Annotated in this window: 17 protein-coding genes; 8 read left to right on the top strand and 9 right to left on the bottom strand. The window is 70.3% G+C overall.

Translation table 11 applies throughout. The features are described from left to right. Positions 1-350 precede the first annotated feature (350 nt). On the top strand, positions 351-734 hold the full coding sequence (locus tag G495_RS21545) for a hypothetical protein (protein WP_156939547.1): 384 nt from the start codon (positions 351-353) through the stop codon (positions 732-734). Between the two features lie 273 nt (positions 735-1,007). After that, the gene (locus G495_RS0102590) at positions 1,008-1,313 is read left to right on the top strand and encodes a hypothetical protein (protein ID WP_028586533.1); all 306 of its coding nucleotides are present in this window, start codon (positions 1,008-1,010) and stop codon (positions 1,311-1,313) included. Between the two features lie 89 nt (positions 1,314-1,402). Here G495_RS0102590 and G495_RS0102585 read toward each other — a convergent pair whose 3' ends face one another. From G495_RS0102585 to G495_RS0102555, 7 genes are all read right to left on the bottom strand, one after another. After that, on the bottom strand, positions 1,403-1,618 hold the full coding sequence (locus tag G495_RS0102585) for a hypothetical protein (protein WP_028586532.1): 216 nt from the start codon (positions 1,616-1,618) through the stop codon (positions 1,403-1,405). Positions 1,619-1,671: 53 nt separating this feature from the next. Further along, the gene (locus G495_RS0102580) at positions 1,672-2,124 is read right to left on the bottom strand and encodes a metal-dependent hydrolase (RefSeq protein ID WP_028586531.1); all 453 of its coding nucleotides are present in this window, start codon (positions 2,122-2,124) and stop codon (positions 1,672-1,674) included. A gap of 268 nt (positions 2,125-2,392) precedes the next feature. Beyond that, positions 2,393-3,559 (bottom strand): SufB/SufD family protein, encoded by a 1,167-nt coding sequence (locus G495_RS0102575; protein ID WP_028586530.1) that lies wholly within the window; start codon positions 3,557-3,559, stop codon positions 2,393-2,395. After that, positions 3,556-4,365, bottom strand: coding sequence for an ABC transporter ATP-binding protein (locus tag G495_RS0102570; protein ID WP_028586529.1), 810 nt, complete (start codon positions 4,363-4,365; stop codon positions 3,556-3,558). The genes G495_RS0102575 and G495_RS0102570 overlap by 4 nt, the downstream gene beginning before the upstream one ends. A 177-nt stretch (positions 4,366-4,542) precedes the next feature. Then, positions 4,543-5,283: a rhomboid family intramembrane serine protease gene (locus G495_RS0102565; protein WP_028586528.1), complete on the bottom strand. Its 741-nt coding sequence runs from the start codon at positions 5,281-5,283 to the stop codon at positions 4,543-4,545. Continuing rightward, positions 5,280-6,941 (bottom strand): dephospho-CoA kinase, encoded by a 1,662-nt coding sequence (locus tag G495_RS17215; RefSeq protein ID WP_281171680.1) that lies wholly within the window; start codon positions 6,939-6,941, stop codon positions 5,280-5,282. The genes G495_RS0102565 and G495_RS17215 overlap by 4 nt, the downstream gene beginning before the upstream one ends. Positions 6,942-6,948: 7 nt before the next feature. Continuing rightward, entirely contained in the window at positions 6,949-7,695 is a 747-nt protein-coding gene (locus G495_RS0102555; protein WP_028586527.1) for a hypothetical protein, read from the bottom strand. A 229-nt stretch (positions 7,696-7,924) separates the two neighbouring features. Between G495_RS0102555 and G495_RS20115 the strand changes: the two genes are divergently transcribed. Next, positions 7,925-8,626 (top strand): PilZ domain-containing protein, encoded by a 702-nt coding sequence (locus tag G495_RS20115; protein WP_028586526.1) that lies wholly within the window; start codon positions 7,925-7,927, stop codon positions 8,624-8,626. Here G495_RS20115 and G495_RS17205 read toward each other — a convergent pair. After that, positions 8,566-9,441: an HD domain-containing protein gene (locus G495_RS17205; protein WP_051444982.1), complete on the bottom strand. Its 876-nt coding sequence runs from the start codon at positions 9,439-9,441 to the stop codon at positions 8,566-8,568. The genes G495_RS20115 and G495_RS17205 overlap by 61 nt on opposite strands. Before the next feature lie 10 nt (positions 9,442-9,451). Further along, a complete protein-coding gene (locus G495_RS22340) occupies positions 9,452-9,793 on the bottom strand; it encodes a hypothetical protein (RefSeq protein ID WP_051444981.1) in 342 nt (113 codons plus the stop codon). A gap of 168 nt (positions 9,794-9,961) precedes the next feature. Here G495_RS22340 and G495_RS0102535 point away from each other — a divergent pair, with 168 nt between their 5' ends. From G495_RS0102535 to G495_RS0102515, 5 genes are all read left to right on the top strand, one after another. Further along, positions 9,962-10,372 carry a response regulator gene (locus G495_RS0102535; protein ID WP_028586525.1) on the top strand — a complete coding sequence of 137 codons (411 nt, stop codon included), beginning with the start codon at positions 9,962-9,964 and terminating at the stop codon, positions 10,370-10,372. Between the two features lie 343 nt (positions 10,373-10,715). Next, positions 10,716-11,096 (top strand): glycine cleavage system protein GcvH, encoded by a 381-nt coding sequence (gene gcvH / locus G495_RS0102530; protein WP_028586524.1) that lies wholly within the window; start codon positions 10,716-10,718, stop codon positions 11,094-11,096. A 22-nt stretch (positions 11,097-11,118) separates the two neighbouring features. Beyond that, the gene (gene gcvPA / locus G495_RS0102525; RefSeq protein ID WP_028586523.1) at positions 11,119-12,453 is read left to right on the top strand and encodes an aminomethyl-transferring glycine dehydrogenase subunit GcvPA; all 1,335 of its coding nucleotides are present in this window, start codon (positions 11,119-11,121) and stop codon (positions 12,451-12,453) included. Next, positions 12,450-13,904: an aminomethyl-transferring glycine dehydrogenase subunit GcvPB gene (gene gcvPB / locus G495_RS0102520; protein WP_028586522.1), complete on the top strand. Its 1,455-nt coding sequence runs from the start codon at positions 12,450-12,452 to the stop codon at positions 13,902-13,904. The genes gcvPA and gcvPB overlap by 4 nt, the downstream gene beginning before the upstream one ends. Continuing rightward, positions 13,885-15,294 (top strand): dihydrolipoyl dehydrogenase family protein, encoded by a 1,410-nt coding sequence (locus tag G495_RS0102515; protein ID WP_245588346.1) that lies wholly within the window; start codon positions 13,885-13,887, stop codon positions 15,292-15,294. The genes gcvPB and G495_RS0102515 overlap by 20 nt, the downstream gene beginning before the upstream one ends. The last annotated feature ends 8 nt before the right edge of the window (positions 15,295-15,302 follow it).

The raw sequence follows: 15,302 nt of genomic DNA, 5'->3' as shown, positions 1-15,302 counted from the left end.
GCCACACCCGAACTGCAAATGCCTGATACAAAAGCATACGGCCATCGCACGCCAACGACATATCGTCGGCAAACTCTACGGCTTCGACGACAGAGTGACACATCGCTTCCAGGCCAAAGGGCAAGTGATGGTATCCATGCGAAACGCAGGGCCAGGACTTCTTTCAGGCGTCTATGTTGAAATAAAAAACGGGAAAACATTCGCAAAAATGTTACCCATAGGATCAGCAATCAAGGAACACATTGGGAACATAGACACAAAGCAAATGGACTACGAATTATCCATCCACGTCAGAGCAGGAGACAACTCCCTTGTCCTCTATGAAATTGAATATAAAACACAGTAAGCTAGTGCTCATTTTCATGTTTTTCACCACACTCTCCATATACGCAAAAGCGTATGCAGAGTGCAGGATCGATCTCGACTGCTCAAATGTTGGCTTCATCTGGATAGGTGAAACAACAGACATGCACTACAATGACGGAGAAATTCAAAGCGTTGTATATGCAATTGTTGTCGAAATCAACCAGGAGCACCTGAATATCCCATGCGCGATGGAAAAATGCCCAGAAGATAAAATGCGAATATTCGCTCAGCAACAGGTTATATACGAAGAAGAAACCACAAGCCGCTCTGCCTGGGGCTTTGCCTTCACTCGGCCAACAGCACAGGAAGCGTTCACCGTCGCCAAGATGATCTGCGCCCCCAAGGTCCACCCTGTGGTCAGGAGATAGCTCCGCCTCAGCCACCGAGGCAAACCCTGCGCGACGGATACCGTGGACCCTGCCACTCTGCCGCCCCGGCCTTCCTGTAGCCCCCCGGTCCACATACCCGGGTTGCCAAGGCACCCGTGCACCACTCGCGGGCACCCTCCCCGGCGCGCGCCATGGAAAAAAGATTTGTCATCGCGCTCCATCCGTGCGAGTGAAACGGGCGCGCGCAGGGCCGGGCGCAGTGGGCCACACGGCCCGGGCGCACGCTTCGCGCGAGAATCCAGAGGAGGACGCATGGCCGAAACCATTGAAGACATTACCATCAACTGGGAAGACGAGGAAGGCCGCCTACTGGTCAAGGAACTCAAGAAGGAGGTCCTGACCAAGGGCTCCTGGTCCACGATCATGTTCCTGTACCAGGAGATGGACAAGCGCACGGGCGAGTACAAGGCGCCCAAGATCCGCGTCGGGCGCTACCAGAAGCGCGGCGGGCGTTACTCGTTGCAGTCCAAGTTCAACATCTCCTCCGCGCGCCAGGCCCGCCAGCTGGTGGACGTTCTCGGCGAGTGGCTGCCCGGCATGGGCGACGAGGAAGACTAGCGCGCCCGGCCAGGGCCGCGAAAAAGCCCCGGAGCGGCATGCTCCGGGGCTTTTCCCGTTCCTGGGGCGGGGTGGCCCGGCGGCCCGGCTCAGGGGTCGGCGCCGCCCGGCGGCCCGGCGGCAAACGCCGGGTTGGGCTCGTAGAACTCGCAGCACCCGCAGGCCTCGGTCAGGCATTCGTAGCGCGGCGCGCTGCTGGCCGGTTCCCCCGGCGGGCGATAGCGGCACTCCCCCTCCACGTCGCAGACGATGGGCGTGTTCTTGGGGGGCACCCAGTGCAGGCAGCGGGCACAAACCTTTCGCATCGGTCTCCCTTTGGCGGGGCGGGGGGAGGTCGGCCCTGTGCGGGCGCCCCGGGTCACAGCAGCGCGTCGAGCACCAGGTGCGAGAGGTAGCCCAGCACGGCGGCGGCGTAGAAGGGCACCAAGGCCACGGGCTGCGCGCCGTAGAAAACCACCGGCAGCACCAGGATGGGCAGCGGCACGAGCAGCATGGCCCACCAGCTGTGCGTCCAGCCGCGGTGGTGCCCCAGGGCGGGCAGCATGGCCGCGAAGCCGAGCACGGCGGCCCAGCGGTACTGCCCGCGCACCAGGAGCCCCAGGTCCACGGCGGCCAGGATGGCGTAGAACAGCCCCCGGCCCTTGGAGTCCGTGTCCACGTCGGGAAACAGCGCCGCCAGCACACAGATGGCCGCGAGCACGCTGCCCAGCAGGGGCCCCGGATCATGGGCCGGAAGCCAGGCCGCAAGGGCCGCCCAGGCGCCCCCGGCCACAAGACCGGCGCCCATCAGGTGCCCTTTGTACCCCGGCATCCGTCCTCTCGCTCTGCAATGGGGGCCGCCCGCGCGTCGTCCTGCGGCTCCCCCGCCGCAGGTCACGGACAACCCGTCCACCCTTTCTCGCAAATGCACGAATGCGGACCATTGCGGCCCGCCCCCTGCTTGTCATCCATTTCGCAGGGCCCGTCAACCAACGTGAATCTTTTCCCGAGGGCCCGGCCCGGGCCGCAAAAAAGCCCGGCGGGAAGCGCTCCCCGCCGGGCCTCTTGCCCGCGCCGTTGCGGCGCGCCCCAGGGCGGCGCTACATGGCGTCGCTGCTGTCGAGCTGATCGATCTGCTCGCTGATGGCCTGCTGGAGCCTCGGGGGCAGGCCGTCCATGTCCACGTTGAGGAACCCGCGCACGATGGTCGAGGTGGCCTCGGCCTCGTCCATGCCGCGCGCCTGGAGGTACTCGATCTCCTCCTGGGCGATCTTGCCCACGGCGGCCTCGTGGGAGAGCTCCACGCCCTCCATGGTCCCGTCCAGCTCGGGGATGGCCCAGATGCGGCCCTCGCCGATGATCAGGCCCTTGCACTCCAGGTGCCCGCGCGCGGGCACGGCGCTGGCCGTGATGTTGGCCGGGGCGATGATGGTGCCGCCGGTGGTCATGGTCCGCGAGATGATCTCGCCGCGCGTGCCCGAGGCGGCCAGGTTGATGCGGCTGCCGGAGTTCACATGCGAGCCGGGAGGGGCCACGATGACCGAGTTGAAGCGCGCCACGGAGCCCTCGCCCGCCAGGGTGATGGCCGGGTAGGATTGCAGCGTCTTCACGGGCTTGAGCAACACGTAGTTGCTCTGGAACACGCCCCCGGCCTCGACCACCCCCGCCGTGCGCGGACGCACCACGGTGTTGTGGCCCCAGTTGTGGATCATGGTGAAGGTCAGCCTGCCGCCCTTCTTGATGAAGAACTCGCTGATGCCCAGGTGCGCGGCGGACTGGGTTTCGCCCGCCACGGCGCAGCCGGTGATGATGTGCAGCTCCGAGTCTTCCTCGACGATGACCACGTTGTGCACGTTCTGGCCCACGGCCTGGCCCTTGAGGAACAGGCACGACTGCACGGGCTCGACGATCTTGGCGCCCGGCGCGGTGCGCACGAAGTAGCCGCCGTGCAGCTGCTCGCGTGCGGCGCGGGTGAACTCGTCCTTGTCGGGGTCCACCTGGGTCCAGAAGTGGCCGGGCAGCCCGTCGTACTTCTTCAGGGCCTGCTTGATGTCCAGGATTTCCACGCCCGGGTGGTTGGAACGGCAGTGGACCCCGGAGTGGTCCATGTGCAGAAACGACCCGGCGCGGTCCTTCTGGTCCACGTCCACGCCCGCGTAGAGCAGGCGCTTCTTGTCGGCCTCGCCCAGGGTGGAGAGATCCTCGATGGCCGGGGCGCTGGCGCCGTCGAAGGAGAAGTCGGAGAGCTTGAATTCGGGTCCGGTCATTGCGCGCCTCCCAAGGATTCCTGGATGGTGCCCGGCTGGCTCAGGCAGCGCACGCACTCCTGGTAGCCGTAGCGGCCCACGTGGTCGAGAATGTCGCGCGGGCGGGCCTCGCAGCACAGGTGGCCGTTGTACATGACCTGGCCCCGGTCGGCATTGACGTATTCCAGGATGTAGCCGGTGTGGGTGATGATCAGCCCGGCGGTCCTGCGGCCGGACTTCTGCTCCTTCATGGACAGGCCCGGGCGGGGCTCGATGAAGCCGTCCAGCAGCTTGCGGGCCGTGGTGCCGATGAGCTTCATGTTTTCCAGGTCCACGCCGGACTCGGGCTCGTCGAAGAGCACCAGGTCCGGGGCCTGGGCCATGAGCTGCAAGAGCTCCGAGCGCTTGATCTCGCCGCCGGAGAAGCCCGCGTTGATGTCGCGGTCCAGGAAAGTGTCGAAATTCACGCGCCCGGCCATGGCCTCCACGTCGATGCCGCCCTTGTTGTGCCCGTGCACGGCGCACATCTCCACCAGATGGCGGGTCTTGAGGCCGTGGATGGTCGGCGGGCGCTGGAAGCTCATGCCGATGCCCAGGCGCGCGCGCTCGTGGATGGGCGCGTGGGTGATGTCCACGCCCTTGAACAGGATGCGCCCGCCGGTGATGGTGTAGTTGCCGAAACCCATGAGGGTCATGAGCAGGGTGGTCTTGCCCGAGCCGTTGGGGCCGAACAGGATGAACGTCTCGCCCTCGGCGATTTCCAGGTCGATGCCGCGCAGCACCTCCCGCTCGCCGATCCGCACGTGCAGGTTCTCTATTTTCAGCATTGGCGTCCCTCGATTCGGATTGCGCCGGGGGGCTGCCCCGTCCGCGCGCCCAAAACCAATAAACAGATTTGCGGAAAAGTCCACTCCCGGGGCGGCGCAAAAGCCCGGCGGAGCCGCGCCGGAGCGCACGCATGGCGCAGGACCGGCGCGGGCAGCGCGGGGCCGCGTGGGGCCGGGTCAGCGCCGCAGGAAGGGGAAACGCCGGAAGGGGTCGTCGCGGGGCGCCACGCAGAAATAGCAGCGCCCCGGCTTGCGGAACAGCGGCAAGAGCAGCGCCCCGGCCATGAAGCCCCCGGCGTGGGCCCACCAGGCGATGCCCCCGCCCTGGCCCGGCCCCACCAGCCCGGCGACCCCCGAGAAGAACTGCGACAGGAACCAGATGCCCAGGAAGATCACGGCGGGCAGCTCGAAGATCAGCGGGATGAAGAACAGCGGCACCACGGTGGTCACCCGCGCGTGGGGGTAGAGCAGGAAATAGGCGCCCATGACCCCGGCGATGGCCCCGCTGGCGCCCACCACCGGCACCGGCGAGTGCATCTCGAACACGTAGTGGACCGCCAGCGCCGCCAGCCCCGAGCAGAGGTAGAAACCCAGGAAGCGCACCGGGCCCATCACGTCCTCGATGTTGTCGGCGAAGATCCACAGCGTCCACATGTTGGCCAGGAAATGCAGCCAGCCGCCGTGCAGGAACATGTAGGTCACGAAGGCATACTGCCCGTGGGGCGGAAAGCCCGCCTGGGCGGCCAGGGCCGGTTCGGTGAAGCGCAGCGGCACCACGCCCAGCAGGTGGAAGAGCACCTCGCGGCCCTGGGGGCCCAGGGCGAGGGTCCAGGCAAAGGCCGCCGCGTTGCAGGCGATGAGCAGCCAGGTGGCCCAGGGGGTGTGCACCCGGGGGATGCTGTCGCGCAGGGGGATCACGGCGCGTCCTCCGGCTCCCGGGGGTCCGGGGTCCACAGCGCGGCCAGGGCCCCGGCCACCCGCTCCCGGCGGGCAGCGGCCAGCCCGCGCAGTTGCTCCAGCACCCGCGCGGCCTCGGCGCCCAGGGCCGCCAGGTCGCCGCCGTTGTCCGCCACAAGGTCGCAGCGGCCCAGCTTGTCGGCCTCGGGCCACTGCCAGGCCTCCAGGGCGGCCTGGGTGGCGTCGTCCCAGCCGCGCAGCTCGCGCAGCCGGGCCCGGCGCGCGGCCTCGGGGCAGCGCACGCCCAGCACCATGTCCGTCAGGCCCTGGGCGGGCCAGCCGCCTTCGAGCAGCAGCGGCACCTCGGCCACGGCCACGGCCTCGCGGGCGTGGGCGCGCCAGAATTCCTCCAGCCGGTGGCGCACCAGGGGGTGGATCATGTCCTGCACCTCGCGGCGCACGGCCTCGCCCGAGCGCATCAGCGCCAGCAGCGCGGCCTTGTCCACCGGGCGGCCATCGGGGGCCAGGGCCGCGCCGAAGCGGCGGCGCACCAGCACCCAACCGTCGGCCCCCGGGGCGTAGAGCCCGGCCACGCAGCGGTCGGCGCAAAAGACCGGCACCCCCGCGGCGGCCAGCAGCCCGGCCAGGGCCGACTTGCCGCACCCGGGCATGCCCACCAGCCCCACGCGCAGCACTGCGGCGCCCAGGGCGCGGGCCAGGGCCTGGAAATCCTCGGGCGGCGGGGCCCACAGGATCATGGCCGCCCCGGTCCCCGGGTGCGTGAAGCCCAGGCGCCAGGCGTGCAGCATCTGGCGCCCGGCCAGGGCCGGGTCCAGCCCCGTGGCGGCGGCGAATTCGGCGTGCTGGCGCGAGCCGTAGATCGCGTCGCCCAGCAGCGGATGCCCGATGTGGGCCATGTGCACGCGGATCTGGTGCGTGCGTCCGGTATGGATGCGCACCAGCACGAGGCTGGCCGCCCCGCCGGGCGCGGCCCACAGCACCCGCCACGAGGTGCGCGCCTCGCGCCCGCCCGAGGGCGTCACGGCCATCTTGGTCTTGTGGCGCGGGTCGCGGCCCAGGGGCGCGTCGATCTCGCCCCACGGCCCGGGCCGGGCCTCGGGCACGCCGTGGACCAGGGCCAGATATTCCTTGCGCACCCGGCGCGCGGCGAAATCCTCGGCCAGGGCCAGCCGCGCGGCCTCGTCCAGGGCCACCAGCAAAAGGCCCGAGGTGTCCTTGTCGATGCGGTGGACGATGCCCGGGCGCGGGCCGTCCATGAGCGCGGCCTGGGGCCAGCGGTGCAGCACGCGGTGGACCAGGGTGCCCGTCTCCAGCCCCGGCGCGGGATGCACCGTGAGCCCGGCGGGCTTGTCGATCACCGCCAGACGCGCGTCCTCGTGGACCACGCGCAGCTCCCCGGCCTCGGGGGCCAGCGCCGTGCCCGGCAGCTCCAGGCGCACGGCCAGGGCCTCGCCTCCGGCCAGACGCAGCCCGGCCTTGGCCGGGGCCCGGCCGTCCAGGGTCACGTGGCCCTGGCGGATCAGCTCCTGCACGGCCCCGCGCGAGACGCCCTCCCCGGCCAGCAGCCCGGCCACGAAGGCGTCCAGGCGCTCGCCGCGCGCGGCGGCGGGCACGGCCCACTGGCGGGTTTGCGGGCCGGGGGCAGGGGTGCCCGGCACAGGCGCCTCAGGGCACATAGGCCCGGGCCAGGCGGTAGAGATCCTCGTAGCTGGCCTTGGCGCGCAGGGCCAGGACCATGTCCACGCACAGGTCCATCTTGGTGCCCGCGTCGGCCAGGACCTCGGCGGCGGCGGTGTCCAGGCAGGCCTTGACGAAGCTGCGGTCGTGGCCGTCGGCGGCCAGGGCCAGGCCCTGGAGGAAGAAGCGGCAGCGCGCCGAGCCGCCCAGGGGCCAGGTGGCGGCCTTGCCCTCGCGCCGGGCCCACAGCACGTAGAACATGAGCCGCACCAGCAGCTCTTCGGCGCCCAGGCCCAGGTCCACGTCCAGGGTCGGGCCGCCGCCGCCCTGCTCGGCCAGGCGGACCATGTCCAGGGCCATGCGCGTGGCGGCCTCCTCGGTCAGGGCCGGGGCGGGCAGGCGGGCGAACATGCGCGCCAGGGCCATGCGCGGGTTCTCGGCGGCGGCCATGGACAACAGCGCATCGCGCATCAGCCCGAGCTTCAGGCCCAGGTCGCGCAGAGCGGTGTCGCGGCGCCGGACGCCCGCGCGGCGGGCCGTGGCATCGTCGAGCCCGCACAGGCCCAGGTCGAGCATGTAGCGGATGAAGGGCTCGGCGGTGTTGGCGGCCTCGTCCTGGAGGGTCCTGGGCGCGAACTTCGGGCCCATGACCTTGCGCAGCGACAGCCAGTAGGCGGCCACGGCCTCGATGGGCATCTGCTGCAGATCCAGTTCCTTGGGGGGCGTTTCGGTCACGGAGCCGTCCTCATCGGGGTTGGGGCCAGGGGGGGCATTATCCATTGAACCTGCGGCGCTGGCAAGCCGGACGCCGGAAGCGTCCCGGATTCCCTGGGACGCTGCCCTGTTTTTCACTGAGGGGCTTGCGCACCAGCCGGGGAATGTGCTTAAACTGGCCCCCGGCGTACGGCATTCCACCACGAGCCGCACCACCGACACCGCCAGCAGACCACGGAGACCGACGGCCATGCCTCCCAGCGACGAGACGCCCCAGCCCCTGCCCCGGAGCATCTTCGAGATCAAGCCCGGCCTGCAACTCATCCTGGGCATCACCGGCTTCGACGAGCGCGTGCGCACCGCCTTCGTGGGCCACGAGCGCGGCAGATACTTCCTCATGCGCCTGCCCAGCGCGGCGACCCAGGGCCTGCCCGGGCTCTACGAATACCTCTACCAGGGCAACACGGCCACGGTGAGCTACCTGCATTCCGGCAATATCTGGGGCTTTTCCACGCGCATCCAGAGCTACGCCCTGCGGCCCTACCCCCTGCTCTTCGCCGACTTCCCCTCGCGCATCGACTCGCACAACCTGCGCAAGGAAAGCCGCGTGGAATGCCTGTTCCCGGTCCAGATCCAGGCCGGGGCCCTGCGCGGCCAGGCCATGCTGCTGGACATCAGCCGCAACGGCTGCCGCCTGGCCTGCGAGTCTTCGGACCCTGCGGCCCGGCTGGCCATAGGCGACACGGTGGAGCTGGAATGCGCCATCTTCGGCGCCGCGGGCGCCCAGCGCCTGGGCTGCCAGGTGCGCGGCGTGCAGGGCTCCGGCGGGCGGACCACCCTGGGCCTGGCCTTCACCACCGTGCCCGAGGCCGTGGGCCGCAGCATCGATGGCTATCTGCGCACCGTGGCCGGGCTGCTGGACGACTCCCCGGCCTCGGCTGCGGCGTCCTGACCCGGCCCCACAGCACGCTCCAGATCGGCCCGCAGGCGGTCGTACAGCCCGCGCAGCGGCGCCGTGTCGGGCAGCCCGGCGGCCAGTTCGCGCAGGTGTCCGCGCTCGAGCAGCGCCCGGCGCGACACCGTGAAATGCATCCCGTAGACCCACGACAGGAGCAGCAGCCGGAAATCGTTGACGCTGCGCATGTCCTCGTAGACGCAGGGGCGCCCCGCCAGCAGGCTGTCCAGCAGGGGCGGGCTCCACAGCTGCGGGTCGCGCGACAGGCCCAGGGTGACCACATCGTTGGCCGCCCCGGGCCGCAGGTGCGCCAGGACCACGGGCAGGATGTCCAGCTTGTCGGCGTCGCGCACCACGCGCAGGGCCAGGCCCAGGTCCGCGGGCAGGCCCGGGGGCAGCTCCTTGCGGTTGTGCAGGGCCACGCAGGCGCGCACCAGGCGCGCGCAGGCCGGGTCCAGCCCCCGGGGCAGGCCCAGGCGCACCATGGCCCGCGCGCCCAGGGCCCCGTGGTTGGCCGATTCGCGGTCGTTGAAGGTGCCGTAGCGCACCAGTTGCGGGAAGCGCCCCAGGTCGTGGAACAGCGCCGCCAGGAGCACCAGCCGCTCCAGGGCCGGAGTCAGGCCCTGGGCCGGGCCCAGGGTGGCGGTGATGCGCACGGCCTCGTCGAGCACGCGCAGGCTGTGCTCGTGCTTCAAGGCCAGGTTTTCGGCCTCGTCGGGGGCCAGCTCCAGGTGCAGGCGATGGCAGGCGTCCAGGGCCCGCAGGTGCGGGGCCAGGAACGCGGGGCGCAAGACGGCGGCGGAGGCAGGCATGGCCGGGGGCTCAGTCCTCGTCCAGGGCCTTGCGGGCTGCGGCGTACTGCGCGTCGTCCAGCTCCCCGGCCCGCCAGCGGGCGTACAGCGCGCGCCCGGCCTCCTCGCGGCGGCGGCGGCGCTCGATGTGCCCGGTGCCGAACTCCCGGGGGCGCAGGGGGCCGCCCGGGCCGAAGAGCCTGCGCAGCACCCAGGCCAGCAGGGCGAAGACCAGCAGGATGAACACGATGCGCGCCGCCGAGGCCAGCACCACGCCCCCGGGGCCCGTGCCGCCGAAGGGCCAGCCTTCCCAGCCGCTGCGCCCGGCGGCCTGCACCAGAATATCCAAGGAAAACAGGCTTTCGATTCCCATGTCCGCTCCCGAGAAGGCGTGCGGCGCACACGCTGCGCGCCGGGGGCACCCTACCCTGTTCCCCCGGCGGCCACAAGCGCCCGGCGGTTGCCAAGCTGGCCGGAATTCTTTAATAGCATGGCTGGACTCCATGCAAAATCCTGACGAACCACTCCCGGGGGTGTGCCAATGCGTTTTCTCATCGTCGATGACGACTTCGACAGCCGTCGCCTGATGCAGAAAATCCTCTATCCTTTCGGGTATTGCGATGTCGCCGTGGACGGCGAGGAGGCCGTGGAGGCCTTCCGCAGCTCGCTGAAAAACGAGGAGCCCTACGACCTCGTCTGCCTGGACATCATCATGCCCAACATGGACGGCCAGCAGGCCCTGCGCGAGATCCGCGAAATCGAGACCGAGATGGGCGTTCCCGAGGACAAGCGCGTCAAGGCGGTGATGATCTCGGCCCTGGACGACACCAAGGAGCTGCACGACGCGTTCTTCCTGGGCGAGGCCACCTCGTACCTGGTCAAGCCCATCCGCAAGAAGACCCTGCTCAACGAGATCCGCAACCTGGGCCTGCCCCTGGACGAGACGGACTAGCGGGCCGCCCGGAAGTCGCCGCCCCGAAATGGCTGGCCGCGCCGCTGCGCGACCCGGGCCCGGGCGCATGGCCGCAGCGGCTCGCGGCCCCGGGTCGTCCGCACGCCGCCATCCTGCCATTTTCAAGCGGCCGGGAAGAATTTCCCGGTCGCTGGCGCGCCGTACCGCGCCGACCGCCCCGCCCCGGCTCCCGGGGCGTCCGCCCGCGCTTGCCCCCGGGGGCGGAAAGGTATAAGTGCGGCCTTTTGCGTCAGGGCTCGGGCCGTGGGCCCGCCGTTTTCCTGGCAGACGCCAGCCCAACCCCCCACCCGCCCCGCCCGCGCGGGGGTCCAAGGAGGACGCCGTGATTCCCAAGGATCTGCTGTACGCCAAGTCCCATGAATGGGCGCTCGTCGAAGGCGACGTGGCCACCGTCGGCATCACCCAGTTCGCCCAGGAGCAACTCGGCGACCTGACCTACGTCGAGCTGCCCGAGGTGGGCGACACCTTCGAGGCCGGCAGCGAGATGGGCACGGTGGAGTCCGTCAAGGCCGCCAGCGAAATCTACGCCCCCGTGTCCGGCGAGGTCATCGAGGTCAACGCCGCCCTGGCCGACGCCCCCGAGATCGTCAACCACGACCCCTACGGCGAGGGCTGGCTGGTGAAGTTCAAGATCGCCTCCGACCCCGAGAACCTGCTCTCCGCCGACGAGTACGAAGAGCTGGTGGCGCAGGACGCCCACTAACCAACCCCAGGAGCAAGGCCCCATGCCCTACGTTCCCCATACCGAGGAGCAGACGCGCGCCATGCTCGCGACCATCGGCGTCGCGTCCATGGACGAGCTGTTCGCGGATATTCCCAAGCACCTGCGGCCCAGGAGCTTCAACCTGCCCGCAGGCCTGTCCGAGATGGAAGTCCTGGCGCGCATGGAGCGCCTGGCCGCCAAGAACAGGACCGACATGGTCAGCTTCCTCGGCGCGGGCTTCTACGACCACCACATCCCCGCGGCGGTGGACGCCCTGGCGGGGCGGGGCGAGTTCTACACCGCCTACACGCCCTACCAGCCCGAAGCCTCCCAGGGCACGCTCCAGGCCATCTTCGAATACCAGACCGCCATGTGCCGCCTGCTGGACATGGACGTGGCCAACGCCTCGGTCTACGACGGCGGCTCCGCGCTGTTCGAGGCCATGATGATGGGCGTGCGCGCCACCAAGCGCACCCGGCTGGTGGTCAGCCAGACCCTGTCACCCATCTACCGCATCATGCTCGACTCCTACACATCGAACCTGAACCTCGAGCTGGTCACCGTGCCCCACAAGAACGGGGCCACGGACATGGCGGGCATGATGGACGCCGTGGACCACGCCACCGCCGCCGTGGTGGTGCAGAATCCGGATTTCTTCGGCAACGTGGGCGACTACGCCGAGCTGTTCGACCACGCCCGGGCCGTGAAGGCCGTGGGCGTCATGGCCGTGTATCCGCTGATGCAGGCCGTGCTCAAAACCCCCGGCGCCATGGGCGCGGACATCGCCGTGGCCGAGGGCCAGAGCCTGGGCCAGCCGCTGTCCTTCGGCGGGCCGTACCTGGGCGTCATGGCCTGCACGTCCAAGATGGTCCGCCAGATGCCCGGGCGCATCGTGGGCCGCACCGTGGACACAAAGGGCCGCACCGGCTACGTGCTGACCCTGCAGGCCCGCGAGCAGCACATCCGCCGCCAGAAGGCGACCTCCAACATCTGCTCCAACCAGGCCCTGTGCGCCCTGCGCGCGCTGGTCCACGTCAGCCTGCTGGGCCCCGGCGGCCTGGAGCAGACCGCCCTGCGCTGCATGGAGCTGGCCCACTACGCCCTGGAGCGCCTGACGGTCATCCCGGGCGTCTCGCGCCTGGGCGACGCGCCCTTCTGCAACGAGTTCGCCGTGCGCCTGCCCGTGCCGGCCCCCCAGGTGGTGGACCAGCTGACCGAGCGCGGCTTCGTGCCGGGCTTCCCCCTGGGCCGCTACTACCCCGGGCTGGAAAACTGCCTGCTGGTCGCCTGCACCGAGAAGCACACCCGCGAGGACATCGGCGTCATGGCCGAAATGCTGGGAGGACTGCTGCGATGAAGACCCTGTTCGAACAATCCATCCCCTGCCGCCAGGGCGTCTGCGCCGGGCTGACCAGCGCCCGCGCCACGGATTTCCTGCCCGCCGGGCTCGTGCGCTCCTCGCGGGCGCGCCTGCCCGAGCTGGGCGAGCTCGACGTGGTGCGCCACTTCACGCGGCTGTCGCGGCGCAACTACGGGGTGGACGGCAACTTCTACCCCCTGGGGTCGTGCACCATGAAGTACAACCCCAAGTTCACCGAGCAGGTGGCCGCCCTGCCGGGCTTCACCCGCCTGCACCCGCTCATGGCCCAGCTGCGCGGCGCCGGGCACCACACCCAGGGCGCCCTTGAGGTCATGTACCACATGGAGCAGCTGTTGTGCGAGATCACCGGCATGGCGGGCTACACCCTGCACCCCATGGCCGGGGCCCACGGCGAGCTGACCGGGGCCATGATCATCGCCGCCTACCACAAGGCCAAGGGCAACAAGAAGACCAAGGTCATCTGCCCCGACTCCGCCCACGGCACCAACCCGGCCTCGGCGGCCCTGGCGGGCTTCGAGGTGGTGTCCATCGAGTCGCGCGACGGCATGGTGGACCCCGAAGCCCTGCGCGCGGCGCTCACCGACGACGTGGCCGCCGTGATGATGACCTGCCCGAACACCCTGGGGCTGTTCGAGCGCAACCTGCCGGAAATCGTGGAGATGATCCACGCCGCCGACGCCCTGCTCTACTACGACGGCGCCAACCTCAACGCCATCATGGGCAAGATGCGCGTGGGCGACGCGGGCTTCGACGTGGTGCACCTGAACCTGCACAAGACCTTTGCCACGCCCCACGGCGGCGGCGGCCCGGGCTCCGGCCCGGTGGGCGTGTGCGACAAGCTCGTGCCCTTCCTGCCCGTGTCGCGGGTGAAAAAGCTCGATGACAACCGCTTCGTGCTCGACTACGACCACCCGCAGTCCATCGGCTACATGGCGCCGTTCTACGGCAACTTCGGCGTGGTGCTCAAGGCCTACGCCTACATCCTGCGCCTGGGCCGCGAGGGGCTGGTGCGCGCCACGGAAAACGCCGTGCTCGCCGCCAACTACATGCGCAAGCGCCTGGAAGGCGTGCTGGAGATTCCCCACGACCGCATCTGCATGCACGAGTTCGTGGCCAGCGCCGTGGGCGAGGCCTTGAACGGCGTGCGCGCCCTGGACATCGCCAAGGCCCTGCTGGACAAGGGCTACCACGCCCCGACCATCTACTTCCCGCTCATCGTCAAGGAATGCTTGATGTTCGAGCCCACGGAAACCGAGAGCAAGGACACCCTGGACGCCTTCGTGGACGACCTCATCGAGATCGTGCGCCGCGCGGGCACGGACCCGGCCTCGGTGCAGGCCGCCCCGGTGACGCTGCCCGTGACGCGCCTGGACGAAACCCGCGCCGCGCGCGAAATGGTGCTGACCGATGACTGCAACTGCGGCTGAGCGCCGCCTGCGCTTCGACCTCGTGGTCCTGGGCGGCGGGCCCGGGGGCGTGGACTGCGCCCTGGAGGCCGCCGCCCTGGGCCTGTCCACGGCGCTGGTGGAGCGTTCGGAGCTGGGCGGCACCTGCCTGAACCGCGGCTGCATCCCCACCAAGCTCTTCCTGGGCGCCACGGACTGCGTGCACGAAATGCACGCCCAGGCCCGGCTGCGCCTGCTCGAAGGCGAAATCCGCGTGGACCTGGCGGCCCTGCAAAAGCGCAAGGGCCAGATGCTGGCGGGCAGCCGCAAGGCCATCGAAAAGCAGCTGGCCGACGCCGGGGTCGCGCTGCTGCGCGGCCAGGGCACGCTGCGCTCGGCCAGCGAGCTGGACGTGGCCACGGACCAGGGCCCCGTGGCCGTGGAATTCGGGCGGCTGGTGGTGGCCACCGGCTCGCGGCCCACGGCCTTCCCGGGCCTGGAGCCCGACGGCGACCGCGTGCTGGACTCCGACGCCATCCTGGACGTGACCACGGCCCCGGCCTCGCTCATCATCGTGGGCGGCGGGGTCATCGGCCTGGAGCTGGGCCGCTTCTTCGCCCGCCTGGGCGCGGCCATCACCGTGGTGGAGGCCCTGGACCGCCTGGCGCCCTGGGAGGACCCCGAGGTGTCGGCCGCCATCGCCGCGCTGTGCAAGCGCGAGAAATGGGCCCTGCACCTGGGCAGCCGGGTGAAGAGCCTGCGCACAGTGGACGGCGCGGCCCTGCTGGAGCTGGAATCCGGCCAGACCCTGGGCGCGGAGCTGGCCCTGGTGGCCACCGGGCGCGGGCCCAACACGACGGGCATCGGCCTGGAAACCGCCGGGGTGCGCCTGGGCCGGGGCAATTTCCCCGAGGTGGGCGACTGCCTGCTGGCCGCGCCCACGGTGGCCGTCATCGGCGACGCCAACGGCAAGGCCATGCTGGCCCACGCCGCCTCGCACCAGGGCCGCTACGCCGCGCGCCACGCGGCGGCCCAGGCAGCGGGCCGCGAGCACGGCCCCTACGCCCCCGGGCCCATGCCCTGGTGTATCTACGGCGCGCCGCAGACCGTGCGCGTGGGGCGCATGGCCGCCGAGCTGCTGGCCCAGGGCCTGGAGCCCCGGGTCAGCACGGCCCAGCTCGCCGCCAACCCCATCGCCCAGAGCCACGCCAGCGCCCAGGGCTTCGTCAAGGTCGTCTGGCTGGACGGGCGCGTGGTGGGCGTCACCGCCGTGGGCCACGGCGTGGCCAACCTGGTCACCGCCGCCACGGTCATGGTCCGCGACGGCTGGACCCGCGAAGACGCCGAGGCCCTGATCTGGGCCCACCCGACCCTGGACGAGGCCCTGTACCACGCCCTGACCGCCGCGCCCGCCGCCCCGGCGGGCGCCTGAGCGGCCCC

Origin of the sequence: Desulfocurvus vexinensis DSM 17965, assembly GCF_000519125.1 — a bacterium.
Taxonomy (GTDB): Bacteria; Desulfobacterota; Desulfovibrionia; order Desulfovibrionales; family Desulfovibrionaceae; genus Desulfocurvus; species Desulfocurvus vexinensis.
Note: the sequence above shows the minus strand (reverse complement) of the source record. Positions and strands in the feature narration are given on the sequence as shown.